Annotated in this window: 30 protein-coding genes; 14 read left to right on the top strand and 16 right to left on the bottom strand. The window is 61.8% G+C overall.

The genetic code is table 11. The features are described 5' to 3' along the window. Window positions 1-18: 18 nt before the first annotated feature. A complete protein-coding gene (locus AC1DS0_RS16675) occupies window positions 19-1002 on the top strand; it encodes a Bug family tripartite tricarboxylate transporter substrate binding protein (protein WP_476815413.1) in 984 nt (327 codons plus the stop codon). Between the two features lie 44 nt (window positions 1003-1046). Next, window positions 1047-2030: a Bug family tripartite tricarboxylate transporter substrate binding protein gene (locus tag AC1DS0_RS16670; protein WP_476815412.1), complete on the top strand. Its 984-nt coding sequence runs from the start codon at window positions 1047-1049 to the stop codon at window positions 2028-2030. Between the two features lie 518 nt (window positions 2031-2548). On the opposite strand, the gene AC1DS0_RS16665 is transcribed toward AC1DS0_RS16670, so the two are convergent. Together AC1DS0_RS16665 and AC1DS0_RS16660 are read right to left on the bottom strand one after the other, a co-directional pair. Further along, window positions 2549-2809 carry a hypothetical protein gene (locus AC1DS0_RS16665; protein WP_476815411.1) on the bottom strand — a complete coding sequence of 87 codons (261 nt, stop codon included), beginning with the start codon at window positions 2807-2809 and terminating at the stop codon, window positions 2549-2551. Next, complete coding sequence (locus tag AC1DS0_RS16660) at window positions 2809-3234, bottom strand: DUF669 domain-containing protein (RefSeq protein ID WP_476815410.1); 426 nt, start codon at window positions 3232-3234, stop codon at window positions 2809-2811. The genes AC1DS0_RS16665 and AC1DS0_RS16660 overlap by 1 nt, the downstream gene beginning before the upstream one ends. Window positions 3235-3343: 109 nt before the next feature. Between AC1DS0_RS16660 and AC1DS0_RS16655 the strand changes: the two genes are divergently transcribed. From AC1DS0_RS16655 to AC1DS0_RS16640, 4 genes are all read left to right on the top strand, one after another. After that, window positions 3344-3775: a helix-turn-helix domain-containing protein gene (locus AC1DS0_RS16655; RefSeq protein ID WP_476815409.1), complete on the top strand. Its 432-nt coding sequence runs from the start codon at window positions 3344-3346 to the stop codon at window positions 3773-3775. Between the two features lie 5 nt (window positions 3776-3780). After that, window positions 3781-4239, top strand: coding sequence for a hypothetical protein (locus AC1DS0_RS16650; protein WP_476815408.1), 459 nt, complete (start codon window positions 3781-3783; stop codon window positions 4237-4239). A gap of 104 nt (window positions 4240-4343) precedes the next feature. After that, on the top strand, window positions 4344-5324 hold the full coding sequence (locus AC1DS0_RS16645; RefSeq protein WP_476815407.1) for a hypothetical protein: 981 nt from the start codon (window positions 4344-4346) through the stop codon (window positions 5322-5324). A 45-nt stretch (window positions 5325-5369) separates the two neighbouring features. Then, window positions 5370-5594, top strand: a complete 225-nt coding sequence (locus AC1DS0_RS16640) for a hypothetical protein (RefSeq protein ID WP_476815406.1) — start codon at window positions 5370-5372, stop codon at window positions 5592-5594. Window positions 5595-5891: 297 nt separating this feature from the next. Here the strand turns inward: AC1DS0_RS16640 and AC1DS0_RS16635 are convergent, their stop codons facing one another. Together AC1DS0_RS16635 and AC1DS0_RS16630 are read right to left on the bottom strand one after the other, a co-directional pair. Continuing rightward, window positions 5892-6392, bottom strand: coding sequence for a hypothetical protein (locus tag AC1DS0_RS16635; RefSeq protein ID WP_476815405.1), 501 nt, complete (start codon window positions 6390-6392; stop codon window positions 5892-5894). Further along, the gene (locus tag AC1DS0_RS16630) at window positions 6355-6825 is read right to left on the bottom strand and encodes a Panacea domain-containing protein (RefSeq protein ID WP_476815404.1); all 471 of its coding nucleotides are present in this window, start codon (window positions 6823-6825) and stop codon (window positions 6355-6357) included. The genes AC1DS0_RS16635 and AC1DS0_RS16630 overlap by 38 nt, the downstream gene beginning before the upstream one ends. A 340-nt stretch (window positions 6826-7165) precedes the next feature. Here AC1DS0_RS16630 and AC1DS0_RS16625 point away from each other — a divergent pair, with 340 nt between their 5' ends. After that, window positions 7166-7450, top strand: coding sequence for a hypothetical protein (locus AC1DS0_RS16625; protein WP_476815403.1), 285 nt, complete (start codon window positions 7166-7168; stop codon window positions 7448-7450). On the opposite strand, the gene AC1DS0_RS16620 is transcribed toward AC1DS0_RS16625, so the two are convergent. The 9 genes from AC1DS0_RS16620 to AC1DS0_RS16580 all read right to left on the bottom strand — a co-directional run bounded on the left by AC1DS0_RS16620 (window position 7447) and on the right by AC1DS0_RS16580 (window position 14080). Beyond that, window positions 7447-8091, bottom strand: a complete 645-nt coding sequence (locus AC1DS0_RS16620; RefSeq protein WP_476815402.1) for a hypothetical protein — start codon at window positions 8089-8091, stop codon at window positions 7447-7449. The genes AC1DS0_RS16625 and AC1DS0_RS16620 overlap by 4 nt on opposite strands. Before the next feature lie 142 nt (window positions 8092-8233). Continuing rightward, entirely contained in the window at window positions 8234-8896 is a 663-nt protein-coding gene (locus AC1DS0_RS16615) for a hypothetical protein (protein ID WP_476815401.1), read from the bottom strand. Beyond that, the gene (locus AC1DS0_RS16610) at window positions 8893-10611 is read right to left on the bottom strand and encodes a tape measure protein (protein WP_476815400.1); all 1719 of its coding nucleotides are present in this window, start codon (window positions 10609-10611) and stop codon (window positions 8893-8895) included. Before AC1DS0_RS16610 ends, AC1DS0_RS16615 begins: the two co-directional genes overlap by 4 nt. A gap of 320 nt (window positions 10612-10931) precedes the next feature. Beyond that, window positions 10932-11438: a hypothetical protein gene (locus AC1DS0_RS16605; protein ID WP_476815399.1), complete on the bottom strand. Its 507-nt coding sequence runs from the start codon at window positions 11436-11438 to the stop codon at window positions 10932-10934. Window positions 11439-11503: 65 nt separating this feature from the next. After that, on the bottom strand, window positions 11504-11899 hold the full coding sequence (locus AC1DS0_RS16600; protein WP_476815398.1) for a hypothetical protein: 396 nt from the start codon (window positions 11897-11899) through the stop codon (window positions 11504-11506). A gap of 326 nt (window positions 11900-12225) precedes the next feature. Then, window positions 12226-12789, bottom strand: coding sequence for an HK97 family phage prohead protease (locus AC1DS0_RS16595; protein WP_476815397.1), 564 nt, complete (start codon window positions 12787-12789; stop codon window positions 12226-12228). Continuing rightward, the gene (locus AC1DS0_RS16590; RefSeq protein WP_476815396.1) at window positions 12776-12976 is read right to left on the bottom strand and encodes a hypothetical protein; all 201 of its coding nucleotides are present in this window, start codon (window positions 12974-12976) and stop codon (window positions 12776-12778) included. Before AC1DS0_RS16590 ends, AC1DS0_RS16595 begins: the two co-directional genes overlap by 14 nt. Then, window positions 12969-13535 (bottom strand): hypothetical protein, encoded by a 567-nt coding sequence (locus AC1DS0_RS16585; protein WP_476815395.1) that lies wholly within the window; start codon window positions 13533-13535, stop codon window positions 12969-12971. Before AC1DS0_RS16585 ends, AC1DS0_RS16590 begins: the two co-directional genes overlap by 8 nt. Further along, the gene (locus tag AC1DS0_RS16580; RefSeq protein WP_476815394.1) at window positions 13535-14080 is read right to left on the bottom strand and encodes a hypothetical protein; all 546 of its coding nucleotides are present in this window, start codon (window positions 14078-14080) and stop codon (window positions 13535-13537) included. The genes AC1DS0_RS16585 and AC1DS0_RS16580 overlap by 1 nt, the downstream gene beginning before the upstream one ends. Window positions 14081-15215: 1135 nt before the next feature. Between AC1DS0_RS16580 and AC1DS0_RS16575 the strand changes: the two genes are divergently transcribed. Next, on the top strand, window positions 15216-15500 hold the full coding sequence (locus AC1DS0_RS16575; RefSeq protein ID WP_476815393.1) for a DUF3892 domain-containing protein: 285 nt from the start codon (window positions 15216-15218) through the stop codon (window positions 15498-15500). A gap of 134 nt (window positions 15501-15634) precedes the next feature. On the opposite strand, the gene AC1DS0_RS16570 is transcribed toward AC1DS0_RS16575, so the two are convergent. The 3 genes from AC1DS0_RS16570 to AC1DS0_RS16560 all read right to left on the bottom strand — a co-directional run bounded on the left by AC1DS0_RS16570 (window position 15635) and on the right by AC1DS0_RS16560 (window position 18724). Further along, window positions 15635-17035, bottom strand: coding sequence for an AAA family ATPase (locus tag AC1DS0_RS16570; protein ID WP_476815392.1), 1401 nt, complete (start codon window positions 17033-17035; stop codon window positions 15635-15637). Further along, the gene (locus AC1DS0_RS16565; protein ID WP_476815391.1) at window positions 17016-17231 is read right to left on the bottom strand and encodes a hypothetical protein; all 216 of its coding nucleotides are present in this window, start codon (window positions 17229-17231) and stop codon (window positions 17016-17018) included. The genes AC1DS0_RS16570 and AC1DS0_RS16565 overlap by 20 nt, the downstream gene beginning before the upstream one ends. Window positions 17232-17638: 407 nt before the next feature. After that, on the bottom strand, window positions 17639-18724 hold the full coding sequence (locus AC1DS0_RS16560; RefSeq protein WP_476815390.1) for a site-specific integrase: 1086 nt from the start codon (window positions 18722-18724) through the stop codon (window positions 17639-17641). Between the two features lie 138 nt (window positions 18725-18862). Between AC1DS0_RS16560 and dusA the strand changes: the two genes are divergently transcribed. The 6 genes from dusA to AC1DS0_RS16530 all read left to right on the top strand — a co-directional run bounded on the left by dusA (window position 18863) and on the right by AC1DS0_RS16530 (window position 24697). Then, the gene (dusA, locus tag AC1DS0_RS16555) at window positions 18863-19858 is read left to right on the top strand and encodes a tRNA dihydrouridine(20/20a) synthase DusA (protein WP_476815514.1); all 996 of its coding nucleotides are present in this window, start codon (window positions 18863-18865) and stop codon (window positions 19856-19858) included. Window positions 19859-19863: 5 nt separating this feature from the next. After that, the gene (locus AC1DS0_RS16550; RefSeq protein ID WP_476815389.1) at window positions 19864-20316 is read left to right on the top strand and encodes a PaaI family thioesterase; all 453 of its coding nucleotides are present in this window, start codon (window positions 19864-19866) and stop codon (window positions 20314-20316) included. Window positions 20317-20537: 221 nt separating this feature from the next. Then, window positions 20538-22448: a coiled-coil domain-containing protein gene (locus tag AC1DS0_RS16545; RefSeq protein WP_476815388.1), complete on the top strand. Its 1911-nt coding sequence runs from the start codon at window positions 20538-20540 to the stop codon at window positions 22446-22448. Window positions 22449-22506: 58 nt separating this feature from the next. Beyond that, window positions 22507-23541, top strand: coding sequence for a TAXI family TRAP transporter solute-binding subunit (locus AC1DS0_RS16540; RefSeq protein ID WP_476815387.1), 1035 nt, complete (start codon window positions 22507-22509; stop codon window positions 23539-23541). Next, entirely contained in the window at window positions 23538-24167 is a 630-nt protein-coding gene (locus AC1DS0_RS16535; protein ID WP_476815386.1) for a hypothetical protein, read from the top strand. Before AC1DS0_RS16540 ends, AC1DS0_RS16535 begins: the two co-directional genes overlap by 4 nt. A gap of 26 nt (window positions 24168-24193) precedes the next feature. Next, the gene (locus AC1DS0_RS16530; RefSeq protein WP_476815385.1) at window positions 24194-24697 is read left to right on the top strand and encodes a DsrE family protein; all 504 of its coding nucleotides are present in this window, start codon (window positions 24194-24196) and stop codon (window positions 24695-24697) included. The last annotated feature ends 36 nt before the right edge of the window (window positions 24698-24733 follow it).

Raw genomic sequence — 24733 nt, 5'->3', positions numbered from 1 at the left:
AAAAAGGGGAGGATGACGATGATGAAACCCAGCAGGCGCAACGCGCTCGGCCTCATCGCCGCGGCATCCCTGGCGGCCCTGCCTCACGTCGCGATGGCTCAGGCCTACCCGACCAAGCCGGTGAAGATCATCGTGCCCTTCGCCGCCGGCGGACGCGCGGATGCGCTGGCGCGCATGCTGGCGCAAGGTCTGCAGGAGCAGATGGGTCAGCCCTTCGTCGTCGAGAACCGCGGCGGCGCCAGCGGCAGCCTCGGCTCCGACCTCGTCGCGAAGGCGCCGCCGGACGGCTACACCCTGCTGCTCGCCTCGACAGGCACGCAAGCCATCCTGCCGAAGATCAGTGCCAAGCTGCCCTATGATGCCGATCGCGACTTCACGCCGATTGCGCTGATGGTCGAGAGCTTCAGCTTCATCGGCGTGCATCCCGGCGTGAAGGCGAGCAACCTCAAGGAGTTCGTCGATCTCGCCCGCGCCAGGCCGGGTGAGTTCAACTATGCCAGCTCCGGCGTCGGCACCTACAATCACTTCGCCGGCGAGTTCTTCAACATCGCCGCCGGCTCGAAGATCACCCACATCGCCTATCGCGGCAGCGGCCCCTCGGTGAACGACCTCGTCGCCGGCCATGTCCAGATGATGATCGGCGGCGAGTTCGTCGAGGTCGCGCAGGCCGGCAAGGTCCGCATCCTCGCGACGACCAATCCGCAGCGCTGGCCGGGCCTGCCCGATATCCCGACTATGAAGGAGGCGGGCCTCGCTGAGTTCTCGGCGCCGCCGCTCTGGTTCGGGCTGCTCGGGCCGGGCGGCATGCCGCGCGAGCTCGTCGAGAAGCTCAACCAGGCCGCCAACAAGGCGATGAGTGACCCCAGGACCGTCGAGCGCGTCAAGGCGGCGGCGAGTATCGTGCGCACCGAGAGCGCCGACGCCTTCGGCAGCCTGATCAAGGCCGAGCAGAAGGCCTTCGGCGACGTCGCCCGGCAGACCAACATGAAGTTCGAGGAATGACCGGGCGGACGATCCGGCAACTCGGCACGGCAAGGGAGGAAGCGATGCTCAAGGGAAAGCTCACGCGCCGCATGGCGGTGCTGCTCGCTGCTGCGGGAGTGCTCGGAGCGGGCGCGATCGAGGCGGCGGCACAGGCCTATCCGGCCAAGCCGGTGAAGATCATCGTGCCATTCGCACCGGGCGGGCGCGTCGAGGGCATCGCCCGCCTGCTCGCCAACAGCATGAGCATTGATCTCGGCCAGCCTTTCGTCGTCGAGAGCCGCGCCGGCGCCGGCGGTGCGATCGGCTCCGATTTCGTCGCTAAGGCGGCGCCTGACGGCTACACGCTCCTGCTCGTCTCGGCCGGCACCCACGCCATCTTGCCGAACGTCGACAAGAAGCTGCCCTATGACTCGGTGAAGGATTTCACCCCGATCGCCAATCTCGTCGAAGGCTTCACCTTCCTCGGCGCCCACCCCTCCGTAGAGGCCAAGACTGTCGCCGACCTCGTTGCTCTGGCCAAGGCCAAGCCCGGCACGATCGGCTTCGCCAGCTCCGGTATCGGCACCTACGGCCATTTCGCCGGCGAGCTGCTCAAGATCTCCTCCGGCGCCGACCTGATGCATGTGCCCTATCGCGGCAGCGGCCCCGCGCTGAACGACATCGCCGCCGGCCATGTGCCGCTGATGATGGCGGGTGAGCTGGTGGAACTCGCCAAGGCCGGCAAGGTCCGCATCCTCGCGACGACCAATGAGCGGCGCTGGTTCGAATTGCCCGATGTCCCGACGATGAAGGAGAGCGGCTTCCCGCAATTCACCGCGCATTCCTGGATCGGGCTCGCCGGGCCGGCGGGGATGAATCCGGAGATCGTCGACAAGCTCAATGCCGCGGCGGGCAAGGCGCTGGCCGATCCGAAGGCGCAAGAGCAGCTCAAGACGCTCGGCGTCCTGCCGAACTTCTCCGGGCCGGCCGAGTTCGCCGCGCGCATCGCCGCCGACCGCGCCGTGTATGCCGAGATCGTCGCGAAGGCGAACCTCACATTCCAGTAGAGTGCCGGCGCACTATATGGAGGGCGGGAAATCTGCTAGGGCGCTGCGCTCGCCGGTCGATTTCCGGCAACGCCAGACCGTAGATGATGACCGCAGCAGACCACCGTTTCTCCGTGGCCCCGATGATGGATTGGACCGACTCTGCCTAATTCACGGCACCGCCAAGTACGTGTTGTACCTGTCGTTGTACTGAGAAAGCCGCCAACTGGCGGTGGCGGGCTCATTGCAGCGAAGCTGGGGCGGGTTACACGTGTCCGCCGGCAGGTTCTGTGGGAGGCGAAGCACGGGCCGGCTAAGGCTGCAAGTGCTAGGGCGGCTAACGCGTCTATGGGTAAGGGCGACGTAAACGAATCTGCTTCGCTTACGTCTTTCACAAAAGACACTGCACGGGCGACGGGCCGCGGTTCTCTCACCGCCACAATTCCGCCACGACCAATTTAAATGTTTAGTACGCTGTCGATGCGGCGGCAGACGCCGGGCCAGTGACTAGCCCCCCAGCCCCCTCAACGGCCCGGCGTCTAGGAGGCTTTTCCGGACCTCCGCATCTCCCGCAAGAGCGATTCAATTGCCAGGATCTCGTGATGGTCGAAGCCCTCCGCGCTCAGACCCTCGAAAGCCTCGGCCTCATCTAGATTGGGGATCGCGCCGGGCGTGTCCGCCAGCCGTCTGGCCACGGCGTACAGCGGGCCGATATCCCTCGCGTCCACGAGGGCGCATACGTCATGGCTACGCAACGCAGCAAGCAAAGCGTCTGTGTCGATCTCGAGTGTGCGTGCCATCAGGCGGCCCTCCGCATCTCTTCTGGCTCGTCGTCAAAGAGGTACTCGCGAATGACGTTCTCGAGCTCACCGGTATCCTTGCGAGCCTTGACGCCGACCTTCACGCTGAACGTTTTGAAGTGCAGCTCTTCGCTATCGGAAAGCTCAAGCACGCCGGTTGCGCGGCGAAGGCCGGCGAAATCGCGCTGGCCAATTTCCTGCGCCGTCTCGTTCTTATTCTCAAGGTTATAGTTGATGTAGAACGGGCGCCCTTCGTGCTCGCCGCCGACAATCTGCGCCTTGCACTTCAAGATCATGCCTGACCCGCTCGCGGTCGCGACATAATCCGACTCCACAATCTCCATCTGGTACTCGCCAGCCGGCAGTGGCGTATAGCCAGAAGACGGTTCGGCATCGGGGTTGTAGCTTCTGGTGATGCTGGCCATGGCGCTGCTCCTAGGGTTAACAAAATAACCGTAGGAGTTAGTTTGACGGGCGTCAACCAGAAAATAGCCGCAGGGGACACCTTGCTTGCCTTTAAGTACATGGAGCTATATGGGGTTCATGATTACGCCAGCGCAGATACGGGCCGCACGTGCCTTGATAGGATGGAAGCAGACCGACCTTGCGGTTGCCGCGGGGCTTTCTGAAATGAGCATCAAAAACATTGAGCGCGGAGACAATGACCCACGCGTGTCGACTCTTTCAGCGATCCAAAAGGCATTCGAACTCGCAGGGGTGATATTTGTCCCCGAGAACGGCGAGGGGCCGGGATTGCGTTTAAGAAAGATTGTGCCCGGGCAAATCGTACGCTTTCGAGCCAACTCGGAAATGGACGCCAAATTCCCAAACTCATCAGGCGAGACGTATAAGATTCAGGTATTTCATGCACCAACGAGATCGGCACCTAGAGGGCTGGTGGACCTGATTGATCTGGCAGGTATCCGTTACCCTGGCGTCCCTGTTTCTGAACTTGAGTTTTTCTGAAGGCCGTGAACGACCGCCATCCGCGCGAGATAAATGACATTGGCATCCGCCATTTCGTCTACGACCTTCCGGGCATCCGGATCGTCAAAATGCAGGCCGACGGCACGCTTGTTGGCTCGACGGAATACCCCGCGCACTATTTCGGCGGGACGGTCCCAAACACCGGCGACACGATCGGCATGATCTGGGGCGACGGCGACTACGAGCTCCAGTCGGTCCAGCGGCGCTATTTCCTGAATGAATGGAAAGGACGAGGGCCCCACTGGCTCGTCGTCGTGCGCGACGCTGACCAATCACCTCAAGCCGATGCGGTCTGCACGCACACGCTGCTCATGACCGACCTGGCGCAGGCGGTTGAAGACAAGAAGCCGCTCAAGGAAATCCAGGCGCGTGTGAATCAGTTGGACGGCCAGCCCACGCCGGGCGTACGTCGTTACAAGCCGAAAGAGCGCAAGCCGGATTAGGCGACCGATATTGGGCGAATCTACAGGCTTCGCTTCGTAGAACGCTGCACTAGACACCACAACTCGCGCGTGCATCATGCCCTACGAGATGGGGAGGGGCGAGCGTGTCAAAATATAAGAAGATGCCTTGGAGAGGCGGCTTTAGGTCGATCCCAAGCTCCGTAACTTCGGCAATCGCAGCACTTGATAGCGATACATTTATGGTAAGTGCCGTCAAGACAATAAAGACCGTCGAGATAGAATCAATATACGCGCACCTCATGCCGAAAGGGTTTTCTGATAGCCCATCGTCCATCCTGCCGCCAGCATCGGTAGGTATCTGGTCCGAAAGAAATCAAAACGGCTGGGAGATCGTCCGAAAAGATCTTCCTATGATTAAAAAGACATTCTATTGGGAAACGCCAAACTTTGGTGATGCCTCCCGGTTTGGCACTCACGCTCATATTCGAGTTCGTGACGTCTACCAGAGAGAATATTTCGAGGGCAGGAACTTCAAAATTGAAGTCCAGGTGCTGAAGCGGAGCCCTGTCGATGGATCAGCAGTTTGTCAATTTTCCATCACCTTTACCTTCGATAAAGCTCACGTCGACCAGATTGGTCTGCTTCTGGCGATAAACGTCCTGCAGGAGAATTGCGGGGCGATGGGGGTTATCTCGTCGGGCGCTACGCGTGAAGAAGTGGCCGCAACGGTCATGCTCGATTGGGAGATATTCCCGCCTGGCAGCCCCGCTGAGTTTATTGCAGCGTTTTCGAAGGGCAAGAAGCGCCCACCTGTGGGTATAGTTGAGGATCGAGTGAAACTGTTTTCGCTTCTCAAACCGAAAGCATTTCTGAAGGGTGCCGGCGGCTTGGGATCCTATATAGGAGCGCAGTATGCCGACGACTTAGTCGTCTTTGAGAACATGGAATATGGTAACGCATTATATATTCTATATGACGATTGGAAAGAGGTGTCCAAGCGATCGCGATACGAACTCATCCGCGGTACGGACGCTAATTTTGATCGTTTCCCACACACTTTTGGCTGGAAGAAGGCCTTTGGGAAAGTCATGTCCCAAGAGCGTAAGAAGCGCGGCCTAAGCTAATGAGAGAACCGCGTTAGAGAACGCAGCTATCTGGGGGAGTGACCCGTGCGTGTCTATTTCGTTGAGGCTGAAAGCCGACGTCTCATCCATTTCTCGGAAAATGCATCTCGGGGTGATTTTCAAGCTGGCGACCAAATCACGCTCAAAGTCGAGATGCACGGCCGGGAGGTTGAGTTTGTGGGAGTGATTGTTGGCGTCCGTCACCAGATCAGCGCATTGCCTGGCGCCGAAGAGACCCACTCTCTCGCGATCATGATTCAAACCCACTAGCCTCCGCCCGCCCCATCGCACTCGACGAAATAGAACATATCGGAACCATGGAGCGCTGCAGCTCCGGTTTCCCCTTCGCGTTTATCGCATTCGCGGCGTCATGAGCGACGTGTCGGCAGTCATCATCAGCGATGCCGCCGGTCGGTCGATTAATCTCCCCTGCGATCCGAACCCACTGCGCCGCGATGTTGCGCGACTGTGGTCGCCCGAGGAGGCCGAGGAGCTCGCCAAGGCGATCGCGCGGTGGCTTACAGATGGCGCAGAGAGGAATGAGGCCGCACAACCCTCTTGGCCACGCTAGCTACCCGCAGTCGCTTTCACGCCCTCTGCCGCCAGGTTTGCAACCCCGGCTGCGCCGATATCTTCATCCTTGAACTTACGGAAGGCACCAAGCGCAATGATCACAGTGACCGTCGTGATCGAGATAATGGGCGCCAAAAAGAGGGCCATTGCAACGGCGCTAGGAAGCGTGGACACCTTCCCGAACAGGAAGAACGCATTCAGGTAGCGACACACCAAATACGCCATAAAGCAAATGACAAGGATCGCGAATCCGATTGCGATCCAACGAATCCAGATACGCTGCTGGATTTCCTTTTTCAGGAGCTCGCGCACCTGAGCTTCGGCGCTAAGCTCTCCCAAATCTTTTTGCAGCTCGAGGGCGGCAATTCGGCCCTCGAGCTGGTTGAGGTCCGCCTGCACAACAGGGGACTCCTGAGGCGCAGGCAAAGGGATATCCATGGCCGGGGCGGGGCTTGCTTTAGTTCGTGCCGGCCGACGCACGGTTCGCCTGTTCACGCTTCATCTCGTAGTGCGGAAGTATCAAATCGTTGGGGATAGGCGCAAACCACCCCCATCGCTTCGTCGCCGTATCCCACGGACTCCCGGGCTCATGCGTGAGATCCGAAAGTTTCGTAGCGGGGAGCGAGCCGTAAATTCGATAAATCTCTTCCAACAGATGAATGTCAGAAGCGGCCGGCGCCATGCCTGGAGCCGGTACTGGGCTGTGAACATCAATGCCTTGCTGACGAAAGGCATTGTACACATCCGGAATTACCGGCCCGTACTTCCACGCCTCGATCTTATTGGCGATCAGCGGCGAGCGGCGCATCTCCAAATGCCAACCGTGTGCGATATAAACGAGCTTCAAGAGCGCCATGATTGAAAGGCGCCGCCCATCCTGTGCAGCTCGGCCAACGAACCAGTTGGCAATCTGCCGTGCGTCGTACATCTTGCCCTCCTTTCGCTAGCTAACGCGAGACACACCTCTCCCGTCGTACCGGTTTGCGAATTTTTCGCGGCCACCGACGGGCACAAAAGAACGGTTCAGACGCATCCAAGGATCCATCCGATTCGGACTGTACCTGTGGACAACACCAATAGCCACCCGGCGCATCGCGCGCTGAATGGCTGATATCACCCGCATATAGTTACACCTCGACGTGAACAAAAGGTGTCAGGAGTGGCGCCTCAAATGGGCTGTTCGCTGTGGACACGCCGCGCTTGGGACTAGACCCGTTTCTGCAAGCGTGAGCTGATGCCCTAGGAGGAACTTCAGCCTGTAGGAAGCAATGGCCAACAACCTTCATATCTCTTACGATCTCAATACGCCAGGAAAGGACTATTCGGCAGTGTTCACTGCCATTCAGTCCTTGGGAGCGTGGGCGAAAGTGCACAAGTCGTTCTGGTACGTGCGCAGCAACTACACCGCCGAGCAAGCCGCGAAGGCCGTATGGGCTGTTATGGACGCCTCAGATACCGTGTACGTCGCCGATACGACCAACAATACGGCATTTTGGTTCAACCTCCCGGAGGAGGTCAGCAATCAAATCAAGTCGAAATGGCATGCCGGCTAATTTCGGCGCTGCCCCGCCCGCCATTGAGGCCCGCTGGGACGCCCGCAGTCGGCCGTTTGCCGATAAGCTGCACTCCTCAGAACAATGGAACTGCGGATTCCTGCGAGGTCGACTATCGTCCGCTGCAAAAATCCCCCGACGCCGCCAGGGTAAGCGAGTACCTGTCTCTTACCGACTTCAACGAGGAAGTCCGGCGCGTCTTGATTGAGGCCATCTAGATCGACGAAAGGCGTCACCGAGCCGACCTCGATCGGCTGCAGTTCGAACGCACCGGCGGGGGTGCCGTTGGGTGCGTAAGTTGACACCAGCCATGCCTCTGGCCCGCGCTCGTCCGACACACCGGCCAGGACGATATCCAGCCGGGATGCTTCGACGGGCAAAGCGGAGCCGTGCGTCTCGACGATCTGTCGCAAAACATCGCTGGCGCCTGCAACAAGGTCGTCGAACGAGCGGCCAAGTTCGCTGAACGCCATAAACAGAACCGGTAGCAGCGATCCCAACCCGCGCATGGCAAAGACGGCATTGGCCTGCGGAAGGTGAAGAATCTTGGCCCCAGCGAAGTTTCGCCCCGGCGCGGCGTAAAGACCGTCTGTCACGATTTCAACGGCGCTTGAGCTCACGCGAACGTTGATGGCCGTCATCGCTGTAGGAGCCCTGTCTGACCGACCGGCCCGGCGATTGTGATCCCGTAAGCGAGGATCGGGGCCAATGTAGCAGCGGTGCCGGCGGAAATACCTGCGCTGGTCGCAGCTGCCGTGATGACCGGGATAAGAACAACAGGCATTACGCAGCCACCCCCAACACGGCGCCGATCCGATCGTCCCACCGCCTGACCACCGCCGTCTGGATCGACTGCGGCCGAATGATCGTGACCTGGCAAAAACCCCCTACGCCGGCCACGGGAGCCCCTACGCCGGCATGCTGACCACGAACCTTCCGCTGCTCCTCCATCAGCATGACGCCCGTGCTGATGGAGTCCTCGCTAGGTCCCCGTGCCACGCACCGCGCTTCAAGATCCGCATCGAACGGCGAGACCGCCAACGGTCCAAGGGGCTGCAGTTCCCAGGCTGGACCGTACAGCGAGTGCGACGTGACGACGTAGGATTCCGGCTTGCCGCGGCCTTCCGACCAACCCGCCAAGTAGACCTCAATCTCCGGGCCGGAGGTGCACAGAGCGTAACGGTCGCGGCCAACAAAATAGAAGTTTGATACGGCCAGCGCGAAGCTCTCAACGAGCTCGTCGAATGAGCCGTAGGCGTCGTTGATAGTCTGCGCCAGTTCCTCGGCAAAGCCCTTCGGCCCGCGGCAGGAAATGGCGCAGTTCAGGTGCGCCAGGATGGACACTTTCTGCCCGACGGCACCGATCGTGCCGTCGCCGTAATATGACGCGCCGTCGGTGAACATGTAAATGGCGTCTTCAGTCTTGATAATATTGCAAGCGCTCACGCGGCTTTCCTCTCAATTCCATAGATAGATCCAACCGGCCCGCCGCCGATCAGCGCCGCCTGTAGGGCGGCTTTTGCCAATTGTTTGACCAAGTTGCGCATGACATCTTCGGCCTTCTCGCCGTCAATAATCAGGTCGCTGAGCGCGTCGGTGATGCCGTCGCCGAAGAACTTGCTGGCGTCGTTGAAGCCCTCGACGGCCTTCTGGACTTCTTCAACCTTGACCTTGGCGTTGGCATATCCGGTGGCGGCCTCGTCGATCTTGCGGCGCATTTCCTCGGTGACCGGAATGTTGGCGCGCTTCGCCGCGGTCTCTAGTTCGAGCGCTTCGCGAGCCTTGGCCTTTGCGAAAGTGCCTTTTCCCTCGGTCTCCGCCTCGAGCAACAGCGCCTGGCGGCGCTTTTCGCTGGCGACCAAGGCTTTCTCATAAGCGTCCAGCGTCTCTTTGCTGGAGCCACCTCCGCCGCTTCCGCCGCCCTTGTCACCAGGGACTTTGAAGTCGTTGATGCTGACGGTAGGGCCGTCCTTTCTGCCAAGTCCTTTCGGCCGGGCCGTGGGGAGGGTGGTGGTCTTCAGCGCGTTGGCGAATTCAACCTCACCGGCCCGAAAATCTGCCAGCGCCTTCCGGTTCGCAGCCGCAGCAGCTTCGTTTGCGGCAGCCTGCTCCGCGGCTACCGTAGCGCGCCCGCCCGCGTTTGCCGTGCCCGTTTCGCGGGCCGCGGCCACACGAGCGGCGCGTTCATCCTGATATGACAGAGCCTGCTGCCGCTGCACGCCGGCATTGGCCTTGGCGAGCTCGCCGAGTTTGTCGATGAGCGCACCGACGGTCAGCACGGTCGACGTCGCTGCCGACCCGATGCCTGCCATGCTACCGGCGACGCCGTCGAGTCCCTTCACGAGCGCGGGCGTCAGCCCAACCGCTTCGTCGAACTTGCCGACTGCAAGGGTGAACTCGTTTTTGAGCCGCTGCGTCGCCTGCTCCGTCGTCGTGACAGCGCCGGCAAGCTTGTCGCGAAGCACCTGCGCGCCAGCGAGGCCTGCTCGATAGAACGCCTCGGACGAAACCTTGCCGTCCTTGACCAAGGTGGTGAGCTTGGAGACATCGCCGCCGGCTTCCTTGAGGCCGGCTGCAACAGCCTGAAGGAGCGGATAGGCGCCGTCCAGCAGCGAGTTGTACTCTTCGGCCTGAACCTTACCGCCTGACAGCGCCTGACCGAGCTGCAGCAGGGCGCCCTGAGCTTCCGTCGCTGACGTGCCGCCAACCCTCAACGCCTGGCTCACCAGGTCGGTAAACTGCAACAGCTCGCCCGACGAAGTATTGAGCGTCGTCTGAGCCTGGCTGACGCGCCCGTACAGGCTGGCCAGAGCTTCGAGCGGCACAGCGTTTTCTTGCGCGGATTTCGTCAGGGCGTCGAGCACATTGCCGCGCTGCCCATCGGAGACGCCTGCGACCTTCAGGGTGTTGATGATCTTGGCGTACTCATCGCCGGCCTTCCGGATATCGTTCAGCGCCGAGCCGACGGCGATGCCGGCGAACGCGCCAGCGACGCGCTTGCCGAGAGCACTGAAGGACGCGCCAACGGATTTCTCCATCTGGTTCGCGCGGTCTTCGAGCTGTTTAAATAGCCTGTAAGCCTGGGAGTTCGAGCGCTTTAGCGCGTTCTCGAACCGTTGTGCGTTGACCTCAAGGATGAGGCTGAGCTTTTCTGCGTCCATAATGTCCTGAAAAGAAAATGCCGCCCGAGGGCGGCGTGAATGCGCTAAAGGGCGCTTAGAGTTGACGGGATATCGCGCTATCGAAAGCGGTGCAGAACGGCCGCAATGGGCGCGTTGGCGGTGACACCGCAGCAGCGATGCATTAAATTCGCTCTTTCTCTGAGGGACGATTCAAATGTCGCAAGCAGCGCTATTGAATGCCGAATTTGGAGGTATTCAGATGATAGTTGCCAATTCGGAAAAGCCACCCGAGCCCGCGCCCCCACCGCCACCTCCGCCAGATGTCATGGAAGTAAAAGGCGGAACACCTCGGCGCTAGGTCAAAAAATAGGCCCGCGCCGGTGGGCCTCAACAAATGCGGCGACCAATGCTCCGGCAATGGCCGCTGCGATACTGATGGTTCTTGCTCTTTGGAGCAGATTTGCCATCTTTCTATTGTGCTTGCGATTGTCAGAATAGGTCTTATCAAGTTCTTTTAGATAATGATCGACAACAGCATTTTCTTCAATTTTATTTTTGATCGCCCATTCCCAAAAATCAGGCGTTCTTCCTGGTAGACCTACCGGAGTAATTGCCATGACGTTCACGCAATTAATTGCCGCCCAAAAGAAGCCTATGGCGACGACGGCGAGACCGAACCCCGCTCCTACAGGTACCCAAGCATTTGGCGCGAACGCGGACGCAGAGCCGGCTCCAGCAGCAACCGCAATCGTTATACAGAAACCCAGATAGCTCATGGCCTGTCGATCTGTGGACAGAATGAGGTCTAACAATGCCTTCTGACGCTGCCGGGCGTCGTCCATCGCGAATTTATTCAAGTCATCCATTCAATCAGGCCCCGAGGCTTCGCGGGAAATAGAATAGCAGGTCGCGTTCGCGAGGGACGGAAAGCTCAATCGAAAAATTCGTCCGCAGGATCCGGCTCGCGAGGCGCATCGAGCAAGCCAACACGGCCCGCATCTGCCGGCGTGGCACCCATCTGACCTAGACATTGCCGCAACAGGTTCATCGACTGGGTGCCGACTTCCTGCCCAGCGATCATGCGGCCCATAACGGTCGCTGCGATGCTGACAATGCCGCGGTGACTGCTGTTGAGCCACGGAATGCTGGAACGCAGTTGCTCCCAAGCCTCGCGCGGCCTGGTCGTATCCGTATCGCGAAGCCAGTCAGGCGCGTCACCAAGATCGTCGTCGATCATCGGTTCATTGCGCCCGGTGAAGCGGGCGGGATCGCGCTTATCGCGACCCGTGAGACGGGCTTTTGCCAGCGGCGTGCGCGGCATTGGCATGAATGGAATTTCCTTTTGGGGTCATGATTTGAACTGCGGCGCTCTGCGCGCTGGTCCCCCACCGTTCCGGCGATTCCGGTCGCTGGAAAGAGCCGATGTACCCCCCGGGGGCTAGCCGAGACACCGCAACACCTCTGCACGCTCTGCCGTGACGGGCTTGGCGTTGGTCGCGATCGTGCTGCCGTCCTGTGTACGGAACGGTTGGTACTCGACCGGATCGCCGACTGACGGAGCATGGTCACCGAAGACGCTACGATGCACGAAGAGCGGGCCGGTGGTTGAGCGTATACGAACGCCGTGAACCCCGATCGTGATAACCTCGCCGATCATACTGGAATGCCCCGCAGTCTCATGGCTGCTTGGGCCTTCCGGCGCAGGCGCCTGGCGGCGTTGGTGGCGTTGTCCTGGCCGCTGCGGACTAGTGCGGCTGTCGTGCCAGGGTAGGCCGGCAGCGGGCAGAGGGATACTTCGTAAAGCAGCACGTCTGTAATGGAGCGCTCGGGCAACCCTTCGTCGGGATCCGTCCAGCTCTCGGCAAGGACGCTGAAGCCAAAGCTGCAGCCGAACACCTCGCCGCGGTCCAGTGCTGACAGAGCGGTCATCCCGGCAGGCGAACGCTCATCCAACTCGAGCCTGAACCAAAGGCCGCGCTGGCGCTCTTCTAACTGCAGCGTTCCGGCCGAGAGGCGCCCCAGCACGGAATCCCACGTATGATTCCAGAGAGCAAGAACGTCACCCCGGAAATAATTCTTCTTTTTGAATGCCCCCGGAGCGATGCTTTCGTAATAATCGCGCCCGATCTTTTCTTTCTGGCCGAAAACAGCGGCATAGCCTTCAGCGATATTGCCTGAGAATGTCGCTGCGCCGGTGCGAGTCTCAATATTTTGCAAGCTTTGCCTCCGCTCGGCGCAGGCGAGCTTCCCGGTCTGCTGTCGTCATCTTCGGCTTGCGGGTCCGGACGATCGCTTGCGCGAATTTTTTCGCGTCGAAGTCGGCGGGTGCGCTAGTCTTTCCTGCAAACGTGATCAGATGCGGAAAATCGGGGCTGGTCGCGTCGGCGTGCTCGATCTTAGACATACCCGGCCTCCTTCGCAGAACGCGTGAACACGCCGATCTGGTTGCTGAGAGAATTGGTCCTCAGCGGACCGAGCAACGACGACTCAGCACCTTCCGCCTCGATTGCCAGAACCACGTCGTCAACTGCGCGGCGAGCTTCATCAACGGATGCGAGAGCCTGCAGAAGCACAGACATGCGCTTCTCAATCTCCGGCCGAACCGTGTGGAAAACGGCAACGGATGCGGCAGTCTCGAGGTCGCGTCGACGCTTCATCGAAATTGCGAGCGCGTCATTGACGTCGACCATCATCGAACGCACGTCTTTCAGACGATCCACATTGGCTGCCTTGGGCGACTGCTTTTCGCCGAGGAGCGCAGCCACACCGGGGCGCAGATTCGGCGTGTCGTCTTTCGAAATGGCTAGGACAAGCGCCCGCTCCTCCGATCGGAGGTCGGCTATTGTTTTGTTGAGGGTGGTCAAGCGCTCACTCAGCTGACCGTATTCAGAGTGAGCCTCCGATAGGCTGGGAACGCGGAAAGGTTCGGCCGGCGCTGCGGCCTGCTTCTTGAGAAATGCCATTACTGGTCCTTGGAAAATAGAGAGCGGACGGCCGAAACGAAGGCGCCGCCGCGAATGGTCACAGACCGACGATGGCCTGCAGCCCAAGCGCCGCGAGGATGGCCGGTCTCATGGAAAGCAGACGATCTGCCGTCGCGGTCGCGGAAAATGACCTCAGCTACGGGCGCGGACACGAACTCAATGTTCGTCTCGGCAACCAAGCGCTGACCCTCCAGATCGCCGAGCGCGAGCTCGGCTAGAATCCGCAAACGCTCCCATGCCGTTTCAGTGAGATGAGACGGGACGTCTGCGGTCGGCGGTAGGCCGCCTGGCGTCATTGCGCCCAGGCTGCGGTGGGAGGCGACGACATCGCCAAGGCCATTCTCCATTGCCGAAGCCGCAAGCAGTGCGAGAAAGTCTTGAACGTCCAGATGAGGGGAGCGGCGCGGGCCGCCAGTTGGGGTGATGTCGGCTTCAGCGAGCCGACGGTTGACCTGTTTGGTTCGGCTGGTCGGAAAGCCGATGTATTGCTCGATGGTGGCGAGCACGCTGTTTAGCGTCGCCATGGAAATCCTTTGAATAAAACCACGGTGCGTGGTGGCGAGTTACGGGACAAAAAAGAAACGACCACCGTTCGGGCGGTCGCGGGCTGTCGCGCAGGCGTTGTTGCGTGCACGAAGTTCGAGCGCTTGCGTAGCGACGGGTTGCCGCACTAGGCGCGAATTTCAACTATGGGAACAATACCACCACATAGCTGTACACGAATGTACATGAGCCCGTGGTTTGGGCGCAATTCTTAGTATTGATTTCATCTTATCATATTGGGTGCACTGAGGTGCACCGTGCCTGCGCTGCAGGCACGTGCTTCAATGGCCTGCTACCTTACTCCGCACAACTCCCCGGAAAATGGACCTTACGCTGAATGTTTTTTCAGCGAGGCAGACGGCGTCTTCATTTCCCTCTTACCTTACTCCGCATGAGAATGTGGCAAAACGGCCATTATTTCGCCTAAATTTGCATTAAGTTATTGAACTTAAAGGGTAAGATTGTGGCGTTGACAAATTGCCGCAGGCGAAAGAATTTCGCGTATTACCTGCCTGCCTACGCTTCCGCGAGGCCTTCCGGGTCGGCGGCATACCGCCCGAGAAATCAAAAAATCAAAGATCCCGAAAAAAGATGCGCATGAGAACACGGCGGGTGCGCATCCTAATGTCATCGCGCAGCGATTTTGATGCCTCCCCGCGATTGGCACGGCCTTACCCACAATCTCTGATTGGCCCGCCGCTTGCGGTTACCAGCTTCGCTGTGCCTGTGCCGACCCAGTTTGGAACAGAATGTGTTGAGTGGGGTCACCATGAAGCAAAAACGAGATCGCCTACGGTTTCTCTCGATAATGGCGCAGGCACGCAAGAAACGACGGAAGGCAAGACTTGCCGCGCAAGCCAGACCGGCCGAGCTGAGGCTCGTTTGGTCATCTGACTGGGAAGAGGATCCTGTCAAAAAGTAGCCTCAGGCCTCGCGCGCAAGCCCGCGAGGCCTTCTTGCGATCACGCCCGAGGACGGCGCCGTTCCTGCAGGCCGGGGGCGGGGAAGATTGATGGCCCCGGGGCTAACACGCTGTGGACACGGCATGCTCTGCTATCGACTCCTGGTTGAGTGACGTAGGATAATGCCCTCTCTTTTGTAGTGCTGGAGGGCATTATGGCTGGTCGTTTTCAAATCAAGTGCATCAACAAGGACAATCGCCTCAGCGCATACGAGCGGATTACGCACGTCGGCGGTTTCGGCACAAAGCAATGGAAGCTCGAGGTCGCGACGGTGATCGGACGTATCGAGCGTGGGGAGGAAGCTTATTACGTCAGCCGGCCGCAGGGCGATACGGTCGACGTCATCGTTGCGGTTAGCAGGTTCGGCAACAAGTACATCAAGACGACCGCTGACGGCGATGAACCGAACAACCTGCTGAGCCTGCCCGAATGCCCGTGATTGGTACGGCGGGCCGGTTTTTGTTCGATTTTCTTCCGGACACGCCTCCCCGGACATCCGGACATCCGGACACTCCCTAGGAGGGGAGTGTCCGTGTCCAATGTCCAAGATGTCCGTTGGGAGGTTATGCGCACCTACTGGACATCGCTTTGGACACGTCCGGACATGTCCGGAGCAGTGTCCGGGAGGCGAAATAGATCGCCATCAAGGACGACTTTCTCCAGATCCACCAACCTAGCCCGATGCCGACGGAACTTGCGCGCAATGCTGTCGGCGTTCCCCGCAGGCTCGGACGCGATATAGGCGGCGCACCATTCAGACTCGCTCATCGACCCTGCTGCGGTAAGGATGGCAAGTGCGCTCTCCCACGGCTCCGCCTTGGCGGTCGTGCTCGACACAGGCTTGAAGTCCGCCATACCGACAGCCATGACGGTCGGAACCGGTCTGCCCTTGGAATCCACCAACTCCGGCGCTGTGACGGTCTCGAGGGCAAAGAACAGCGGCGCGAAGTCAGCGCCTCGGTGCTTCACCTGCCAATGCAGCTTGGCGAAGCCCACGTCTTTCGTCAGCACCAGGTTGCCGTCGACTTCCGCAATGAACGCGCCACCGCCGCGTGGCTGTAGGTTTGCGGGATCCGGATTCTTGGTCGGGTGACAGGCCACAAACACAGCGGGCTTGCCTGGGAGCTCCGTCAGCGCGCGCAAGTCTCGAGCGTGCTTGCCGAGAGCAGTGTTGCCGTTCTCGTCCTCGCCTTGAAAATAAGCGGCTGACGTGTCCACCACGATCATGTCGGCGCCGCCTAGTCGCTCAACATCCAAACCGATGCGCGCAACCGCAGCTGGGATTGAGAACGTGCCAGCGATGAAATGCACGTCCATATCGGCAGGGTCGAATCCGCCATGATGCGCCATAGCGAGCCAGCGCATGCGCACGTCGTCGGGATTCTCGCCCGCGAAGTAGACGACGCGACCATTGCGCACCTCGCGTCCGCATAGGGGCGTTCCTAGCGCCGTGGAAGCCGTGAGCGCTAGCAGAACGGCTGTTTTGCCTGTGCCAGTGCCAGCGGTCAGGGCGTATAGGAAACCCGCCTGCGCTACGCCGTCGAGATGATAGTCGGGGGGCACAAAGCCACTGACGAATTCCGCGCTGGAGACGATGCCGGGATAAACCGAGCCGCCCTTGCGGTTGTCGTTGCTGGCGACCGGCGGGAACCAGTTGGATTTGCCGGTGAGCGTTCCGACCTTGACGTGGTCGCCCTTCCTGGCTGCATCCGCGATGTCCCGATCAAGGCGCAGACGGGCAATGCGTTCTTCACGCTCGCGCTCACGTTCAACGCGGCGCACCTCTACCTCGGCCCAGTCACGTCGGCGGGTGTACTCTAGATGGTGCGCGTGTTCGGCCGGCGATGGCTCGGGGGCGCTCGGCTCGAGGTCTGGCAATTCTGCCAGCGGACCTATGAAGTGGTACAGGCCGGTGTCTTCGTAGTCGTCTTCGCCGATGTCGACGGCGTCAGTATCAATTGCTGAAACGGACAATGGGCGTGAGCCTCTCGTAAGCCGCTACCGCGGCGTTGGTTATGTCTTTGGCGAAGGAAGGGGAGAAGAACGCGGCGCTTTCACCGAATGCCTTGGGCGCGGTGGCGCGGTACGAACCGTCCGGCTTCCTGCGCAACGCCATGTTGCGCAGTGTCAGGTCCGGGGTGACGGACACATTGAATCGGGCAACCGTCACGGTTGGTCCTGGTCCTCCGTATGGTACTGGATGAAGGTCTAGTATCTGCATCGATACTCCTGGCTAGGCCGCCCGCTGGGCGCGGTCGTTGTCATTGCAATGGGCGTACACGCCGGTTCGGCGCGAGTCGGCGAGAAAGGTGTCAAGGTCGGAGCGGTCGTACCGGACGTTGCCCCCGATCTTTAGGTACACAGGCCCGGTGCCTGTCATACGCGTCTTGTTGAGCCAAGATGCTGATTTTCCGATATAAATCGCGGCGCCCTTGGTATCGAATTTTTCCACTTGATTTCCCTTCCCATTCCGCTATTATTGACTTAAGGCGCTCACTCGCCAGAGTTGGGCGAAACAGCCGCCTTTATAGACGATCTCAGTATCGTTTGTCAAGCCCTTTCAGGGGCTGACATCGCTTATCCTGACACCTGCTGACAGCGCGCGAGCCATTTCCAGTCGGCGAACTTATCGCCCGACTCGCGGATATGGCTGTATCGCTGCAAGCTCTGCCATGAGCGGTGGCCCGAGACCGAGGCGACCTGCGGAATAGTCCGGCCCATTTCAAAGAGGCGCGACACGCCCTCGTGCCGAAGGTCGTGAAAGTGAAGGTCGACGATCTCTAGGAACTGGCACGCTCGCGTGAACGCCGCGCCAATGGCGTCGCTAGTGAAGGGGAATATCTCGTCCCGAACCTTCGGCATCGATTTGATGATCGCCATCGCTTCCGGCGTGACTTCGACCCATACATCGTTGCCGACTTTCTGGCCCGGGTGCTTCATATCTTTGACCAGAATACGCTGATGGGGCTCATCTAGATCGGCCCATTTGATGCGGGTGATCTCTTCCATGCGGCGCGTCGAGAATATCGCGAAGGCGACAATCTTGACCATCGGCGCGGATTTTGGAGCGCGTTTCTGGCGCGCGGCGAAGTGCGTCAGAATGCGATCCAGCTCGCCGAGGGTAGGGCGACGGTCGCGCTTCGCTGACTTCGCTGTTGTACCGAGCTTTCTCAGTACAACATGGGCGTCCTTGATGGCCGCTTTGTCTAGCTTGTAGCCCCACGCCGGCTTGGCGAGATCGAACACGGCTGCCAAGTGCGATAGGTAGTTGCCGACCGTCTGGGGCTGCCTGCCGCCAGTTAGCAGCTCTTGCGCAAAGGCGACGACGTGGTGGCTGCGGATGGTGCTGCAGGCCATCTCGGCGATGGCGTATCCTTTTATGGAGCGCAGTACCTGCGTCTTGGTGCGGCCTATCTCTTTCTCGGACTCGGAGGTGTATTTGTCGATCACGTCGGCGAGCGACGGATCCGGCTTGCGTAGGTCATCGAGGGCGCCGGGCTTATCTAGCTCGGCTTCGCGCAGGCGCAGCCAGGATTTGGCTTCGCGCTCCTTGTCGAAGGTCTTGTTCTCCCGATGCAGGAAAATCTTGCCCTGCTTTCGCACGATCTGCGCGGTGTAGCCGATCGAGCCATCCTTGCGGCGGCGTGCTAGAATGGTCCCCATCAGGTACAACACGCTCCTGCGAAATACAACATTGTTGTACCCAAGTTGGAAAAATCGGGCAATAGCGGGAAAAACGCTGACAAAGGCTGACACGATAGAAATGGGTACAACGACTTGATAAATAAGAGAAATCAAGCAATTTCAAGTGCTTGGCGTTTTAGTGTTGCCCCCATGATGGACTGGACAGATCGGCATTGCCGGGTCGTTCATCGCCTGATGTCGCGCCGCGCCCGGCTCTATACCGAGATGGTGACGGCGCAGGCGGTGGTGCGCGGCGACCGGCAGCGGCTGATCGGCTTCGACGAGGTCGAGCATCCCATCGCGCTCCAGCTCGGCGGCAATGATCCCGCGCTGCTGGCTCAGGCGGCGAAGATCGGCGCCGATTTCGGCTATGACGAGATCAACCTCAACTGCGGCTGCCCGTCCGACCGTGTCCAGGGCGGGGCCTTCGGCGCCTGCCTGATGCGCGAGCCGGTGCTGGTCGGCGACTGCGTCGCGGCGATGAAGGCGGCGGTTTCGATCCCTGTCACGGTGAAATGCCGCATTGGCGTCGACGACCAGGATCCGGAAGCCGCGCTCGATGCGCTGACCGCTTCCGTGAGTGCGGCCGGCGTCGATGCGCTCGTGGTCCATGCCCGCAAGGCCTGGCTGCAGGGGCTCTCGCCCAAGGAGAACCGCGAGATCCCGCCGCTCGACTATGAGCGCGCCTACCGCCTCAAAGCGGCCAATCCCGATCTGATCGTCTCGCTCAATGGCGGCATCAGGCAGCCCGAGGAATGGCTGCCGCATCTCGCGCATCTCGACGGCGTCATGCTCGGCCGCGAGGCCTATCAGAACCCCGAGGTGCTGCTCGCGGTCGATCCGCTGCTCTTCGGCGAGGCCGCGCCGGTCCCGGATGCCTTCGCGATGCTGGAGGCGCTCGAGCCCTATGTCGCCGCCCATCTCGAACGGGGCGGGCGTTTGCATGCCTTTACCCGCCATCTCGTCGGGCTGTTCCCGGGACGGCGCGGCTCGCGCCTGTTCCGCCGCCATCTCTCCGAGCACTGCGTCGCAGCGGGGGCGGGCCTCGCCGAGCTGCGTGCCGCCATCGCTCATGTCGAGCGGGAAGTCCCGCCGGCGATCGCCGCTGAGTGACCCCGATGGCTGACCAGACTGCCGATCCTACCCTCATTGCCCGCATCGAGGCGAGCTTCGCCAAGCAGGCGATGATGACGACGCTGGGTGCCCGACTCGTGCGCGTCGCGCCGGGCGAGGTCGAGATCGCCATGCCGGCGTCGCCGCATCTCTCCCAGCAGCACGGCTTCGTCCATGCCGGCGCGGTCGCGACCATCGCCGACAGCGCCGCCGGCTATGCCGGCCTCACCACCATGCCGGCCGGCAACGGCATCCTCACCGCCGAGTTCAAGATCAATCTGCTGGCGCCCGCGACCGGCGACGAGCTCATCGCGAAGGGCAGGGTGATCAAGGCCGGCCGCACCTTGACGCTCGCCATGGCCGAGGTCTTCGCGGTGGCGGACGGCAAGCCCAGGCTCTGTGCCATGCTGACGGCGACGCTGATGACGATCGTGGCGCGCGAGGGCGTCAGCGACTAGCGCACTGGCCGCTTTCGGCAGGGTACCTCATTCGAGCACATTCCTGCACCTTTGCCCGTCTTCTGGACTTGTCCGATCTGAGGTCAGCTCGATCGCAGCGAGGGTGTGGTCGACATCCCCGCAGGCGCCTTCGCACAGGCGCCGCGGTTCGCATCGGCCGGAATGAAGTTGCTCGTGCCCGGTACGCCAGGGCCATGCGCCGACCAAGAGGCGTCAGCCACATGCGCGACGCGATCGAAAGCGCATCGGGAGATGGGAAGGCCGTCGTCGCCAGGGACGACGCAGGCTTGACCATCGATACGGCTCACTGGACGCTGACGGGTGCGTCGCCCGCCGGGCAGGGCCGCGGCAAGGCCCCCGGCATCCGGCAAGACGTCCTGGCGAAGCCTGATCAAACGAGCCAAGCGCCGCTGCGGCGCCGATTCATCCCCTTGGCGTGCGGGGTCGCTGCGGCGGTCCTGCTTCTCCTTGTCCCGCGCAACGCGGATCGACCGGAGTCCGGTCAGCTGCGGGAGCGCGTGCCAGTCGCCCTGCCGTCCGGCGAGGCCGCGAACATCGCCGCCATGTCGCGGGAGCTCGTCGAGGCCCGAGGCGCCATCGCTGCCCTGAAAGCGCAATTGCAGGCCGACGCCAGCAGAAACGAACAGTCCTTGCGGCAGGAGCAGGACAAGGCGGCAGCCCAGGCGCAGGAAGCCATAGCTGCGCGGCAGGAATTGGTGGCAGCGGCGGCGCAGCATCGTCAGGCGCTCGATGGCGAGCGCGCGCAGCGCGCGGCGCTGGCCGATCAGCTGTCGGCTTCGCAGCGCGAATTGCAGGCGCAGGCGGCACAGCTGCGGAGCGCAAGCGACGACATTGAACAGCTCAAGCAACTCGCGACGGCAACGAGTTCCCAGTCGCTCGAGCAGGAGCGGCAGAAGGCGGCCGCCCTCGCGCAGGAACTGTCAGCCGCGCAGCGCGAGGCCGCCGCCCAGGTGGCGCAGCTGCGCAAGGGCGGCGAGGAGACGGCCCAGCTCAGGCAGGCGGAGGCGGCGAAAGCGGCGCAGGCGCTTGAGCAGGAGCGGCAAAGGGCTGCCGCCCTCGCTCAGGAGCTTTTGGCCACGCAGCGCGAGGCGGCGGCGCAGGCGGCGCAATTGCGCAAGGCAGGTGAGGAAGCGGGGCAGTTCAGGCAGACTGACGCCGCGAGGGCTGCGCAATCCCAGGAGCAGGAGCGGCAGAAGGCCGCTGCCATCGCCCAGGCTGCAGCCGCACGGCAGGCGTTGACCACGGCTGCGGCGCAGCACCGGCAAGCACTCGACGACGAACGTGGGCAGCGTGCCGCATTGGTGGCAGAACTGGTGGCAGTGCGGCGTGAGAACGAGGCGCAGGCGGCGCAATTGCGCAAGTCTGGCGAGGAAGCCGGCCAGCTTCGGCAGGCGGAAGCGGCGAGGAGCGCGCAAGGGCTCGAACTCGAGCGGCAGAAGGTGGCCGCCATGGCGCAGGTCGCGGCGCTGCGACAGGAGCAGGCTGCCGCGACCGCGCAGTATCGCCAGGCTATCGAGCAGGAGCGCGCACAACGGGCGGCACTGGCCGGTGAGTTGTCTGCCGCGCAGCGCGAGGTCGAAACCCAGCTGGCACAGCTGCAAAGCACGCGCGGGGAATCGGAAAAGCTCAGGCAAGCGAGCGAGGGCACGATCGCGGACTTGCGTCAGGCTCTCCAGCAGGAGCGCGACCGGGCCGCGACCGCTACGGAGGAACTGGCGTCACTGCGCGCTGCGACGGCGCAGTCCGCGTCCGTATCCAGAGAGACTCCCAAGCCTCCGCAAGCCGTGGCCGCGAGCGCTGGCGCGACACTGCCGTCGACGTCGGTGGAAGCTCGAAACAGCCCCGAGGCGATGCGGCTGATCGCCAGGGCGAGCGCGCTGCTCGCTCAAGGTGACATCGGTTCCGCCCGGGCCGTGCTCGAACGCGCAGCCGACATGGGCAGTGCCCGGGCGAGCTTCATGCTCGCGGAGACCTACGATCCCCGCATCCTGTCCGCCTGGGGGACCTATGGCACGCGCGGCGAGATCGCCAGGGCGCGCGAGCTTTATGCGCGGGCGCAGGTCGGGGGCATTCAGGAGGCGAAGGATCGTGTCGATGCGTTGCCGCGCTAGCGCTCGACCTGCCGTCGGCTGGAAGGATCACGGGCGCGCGTTCTAGGGAGAGTTCGGGATGAGGATGCCTTCTGGACGGTGCCTGCTCCTGTTGGTCGGGCTGGCGGCGCTTGTGCCGATGCTCGCGTCGCCCGGCCTGGAAGCCCAGACATTGCAGGCGAGCTCCGGCCAGCCGCGACGCATGGTCCGGCCGGCCGCAACGGAGCAGGACAAGGCCAATGCCTGGACGGTCGGTCTCGCAGCGGGGCTGCTGGAGGGCGCGCCACTTCGCCTGGGTGCCGAGATGGCCCGCGTCGTCGACGATGGCTACAACCTGCACGTACTGCCGATCGTCACCCGTGGCGCCACCGAGAACCTGAATTCTCTGCTCTATCTGCGCGGCATCGACACGGCGATCATCAACTCCGATGCGCTGGAGGAGTACAAGGCGCAGCTGCCGCAGATCCGGCGCAAGATCACCTATGTGCTCAATCTCTTTCCCTCGGAACTGCATGTCTTCGTGCGGCCCGAGATCCAGAGCCTGCAGGACCTCGTCGGCAAGAAGGTGAACTTCAACACGCTCGGCACCGCTGCCGCCTATTCGGGGCCGCTGATCTTCAGCCGCCTCGGCATCAATTCCGAGAACACCTTCATCCCGCATCAGGTCGCGCTGGAGCAGATGCGCAAGGGCGAGATGGCGGCTGTGGTCTTCATCACCTCGAAGCCCGTCGACGCCTTCGTCCGCGGGCGCTTCGAGCCCGGCTTCAAGTTCCTCCCGGTCGCCTACGACAGCAGGTTCGAGGACTATTACCTCCCGGCAGTGCTGGAGGCCGGCGAATATCCCGGGCTGATCAAGGCGGGCGAGCGGGTCTCGACGATCGCGGTGCCGACCGCCCTGGTCGCGTTCAACTGGGCGCCACAGACCAATCGCTACGAGCGCGTCGCCCGCTTCGTCGACCTCCTGTTCAGCCGTGTCGAGAAGCTGCAGGCGCCCGGCTTCGACCCGAAATGGAAGTCGATCAATCTCGCTGCGACCGTTCCCGGCCTCGACCGCTTTCCGGCTGCGCAGGACTGGCTGGATCGCAAGGCGCAGACGCAACGTGCGAGCCAATGAAGCTGATCATGCTCTCAGTCGCCTTCGAGATTGCCAGCCGGATCGCCTTCGCGCAGGGCGCGCCCGATCCGATGGCGCAGCTTCGCGCCTGCTCGCTGCTCGATCCAGCGGAGCGGCCTGCCTGCCTGAACAAGCTACCGCAGCCTGTGACAGTGCCCAGGCGTCCCCCGGGGGATGCCGATGGCTGGATCGTCAGCGAGACCACGTCCCCGGTCGACTACACGCCGATCGTCACCGCCACCGTCCTTGCTGAAGGTGATGCCAACGGCGCGTTGAAGCAGCTTTCCATTCACTGCCGCGGTGGCCGGACCGAGTTGGTCCTTGGCGGGCCGGCCGCGTCCGAGAGCGGCGCCGACTCCGTTCTGTCCTATCGCCTCGACGACAGCCAGCCTGTGCAGGTCGCGGCGGGCCGGCCGGCCTATGGGACCGGCGTCGCCTTCAGGGGAGATGTCGTCGGCCTGCTGCTGTCGCTTCCCAATCAGGGCGGCATCGCGATCCGTCTCGGCACGCGCGCCGGCGCCGTCCACGACGCGCATTTCAGCCTCGTCGGCCTGAAGGCGGCGCGGGACAGGGTCGCCGCTGCCTGCAAATGGCCGCGCACCCTTGCCAGGCCACGTAGCGAATAGTCCTCGAACCATGGGTGGATGCGATGATGATCAGGTTCAAAGATGCTCTCGGCACGGCCTTGCTGGCCGGTCTGGCTCTCGCCATCGCCGTCCCGCCCGCGACGGCACAGGCCACGAAACAGAGCGCGGTACAGGCTCCGAAGCCGCCCGTGCCCGACAGGAAGCCGCACCGGCTCATCCTGCAAGTGAACACGAACGATCCTGCGATGATGAATCTCGCGCTCAACAATGCGACCAACGTGGCGCAGTACTATCAGGAGCTCGGCGAGAAGGTGGAGATCGAGGTCGTCACCTTCGGCCCCGGCCTGCACATGCTGCGCGACGATACCTCGCCGGTGAAGGCGCGGATCTCAACGATCGCCCTGAGCACGCCGGCCATTTCCTTCAAGGCCTGCGGCAATACCCAGGGCAATATGAGCAAGGCCGAGAACAAGGAGATCGCCCTGATCCCCGAGGCGACGGTGGTGAAGTCCGGTGTCGTCCGGGTCATGGAGCTGCAGGAGAAGGGCTGGACCTACGTCAAGCCGTGATCGGCCGCTGTTTCAGGCCGCATCGCGATCGCTCTG

This window comes from Allobosea sp. P4_H5 (genome assembly GCF_056400825.1).
The sequence above is the reverse complement of the archived record's forward strand: the minus strand, read 5'-3'. Positions and strand labels throughout refer to the sequence as shown.

Excerpts from the sequence above, each read along its gene's own strand:
- AC1DS0_RS16675 (WP_476815413.1), top strand. The coding sequence starts at position 19 with ATGATGAAACCCAGCAGGCGCAACGCGCTCGGCCTCATCGCCGCGGCA.
- AC1DS0_RS16670 (WP_476815412.1), top strand. The coding sequence starts at position 1,047 with ATGCTCAAGGGAAAGCTCACGCGCCGCATGGCGGTGCTGCTCGCTGCT.
- AC1DS0_RS16665 (WP_476815411.1), bottom strand. The coding sequence starts at position 2,809 with ATGGCACGCACACTCGAGATCGACACAGACGCTTTGCTTGCTGCGTTG.
- AC1DS0_RS16660 (WP_476815410.1), bottom strand. The coding sequence starts at position 3,234 with ATGGCCAGCATCACCAGAAGCTACAACCCCGATGCCGAACCGTCTTCT.
- AC1DS0_RS16655 (WP_476815409.1), top strand. The coding sequence starts at position 3,344 with ATGGGGTTCATGATTACGCCAGCGCAGATACGGGCCGCACGTGCCTTG.
- AC1DS0_RS16630 (WP_476815404.1), bottom strand. The coding sequence starts at position 6,825 with ATGTACGACGCACGGCAGATTGCCAACTGGTTCGTTGGCCGAGCTGCA.
- AC1DS0_RS16625 (WP_476815403.1), top strand. The coding sequence starts at position 7,166 with ATGGCCAACAACCTTCATATCTCTTACGATCTCAATACGCCAGGAAAG.
- AC1DS0_RS16620 (WP_476815402.1), bottom strand. The coding sequence starts at position 8,091 with ATGACGGCCATCAACGTTCGCGTGAGCTCAAGCGCCGTTGAAATCGTG.
- AC1DS0_RS16610 (WP_476815400.1), bottom strand. The coding sequence starts at position 10,611 with ATGGACGCAGAAAAGCTCAGCCTCATCCTTGAGGTCAACGCACAACGG.
- AC1DS0_RS16605 (WP_476815399.1), bottom strand. The coding sequence starts at position 11,438 with ATGGATGACTTGAATAAATTCGCGATGGACGACGCCCGGCAGCGTCAG.
- AC1DS0_RS16600 (WP_476815398.1), bottom strand. The coding sequence starts at position 11,899 with ATGCCAATGCCGCGCACGCCGCTGGCAAAAGCCCGTCTCACGGGTCGC.
- AC1DS0_RS16590 (WP_476815396.1), bottom strand. The coding sequence starts at position 12,976 with ATGTCTAAGATCGAGCACGCCGACGCGACCAGCCCCGATTTTCCGCAT.
- AC1DS0_RS16585 (WP_476815395.1), bottom strand. The coding sequence starts at position 13,535 with ATGGCATTTCTCAAGAAGCAGGCCGCAGCGCCGGCCGAACCTTTCCGC.
- AC1DS0_RS16580 (WP_476815394.1), bottom strand. The coding sequence starts at position 14,080 with ATGGCGACGCTAAACAGCGTGCTCGCCACCATCGAGCAATACATCGGC.
- AC1DS0_RS16575 (WP_476815393.1), top strand. The coding sequence starts at position 15,216 with ATGGCTGGTCGTTTTCAAATCAAGTGCATCAACAAGGACAATCGCCTC.
- AC1DS0_RS16560 (WP_476815390.1), bottom strand. The coding sequence starts at position 18,724 with ATGGGGACCATTCTAGCACGCCGCCGCAAGGATGGCTCGATCGGCTAC.
- AC1DS0_RS16550 (WP_476815389.1), top strand. The coding sequence starts at position 19,864 with ATGGCTGACCAGACTGCCGATCCTACCCTCATTGCCCGCATCGAGGCG.
- AC1DS0_RS16545 (WP_476815388.1), top strand. The coding sequence starts at position 20,538 with ATGCGCGACGCGATCGAAAGCGCATCGGGAGATGGGAAGGCCGTCGTC.
- AC1DS0_RS16540 (WP_476815387.1), top strand. The coding sequence starts at position 22,507 with ATGAGGATGCCTTCTGGACGGTGCCTGCTCCTGTTGGTCGGGCTGGCG.
- AC1DS0_RS16535 (WP_476815386.1), top strand. The coding sequence starts at position 23,538 with ATGAAGCTGATCATGCTCTCAGTCGCCTTCGAGATTGCCAGCCGGATC.
- AC1DS0_RS16530 (WP_476815385.1), top strand. The coding sequence starts at position 24,194 with ATGATCAGGTTCAAAGATGCTCTCGGCACGGCCTTGCTGGCCGGTCTG.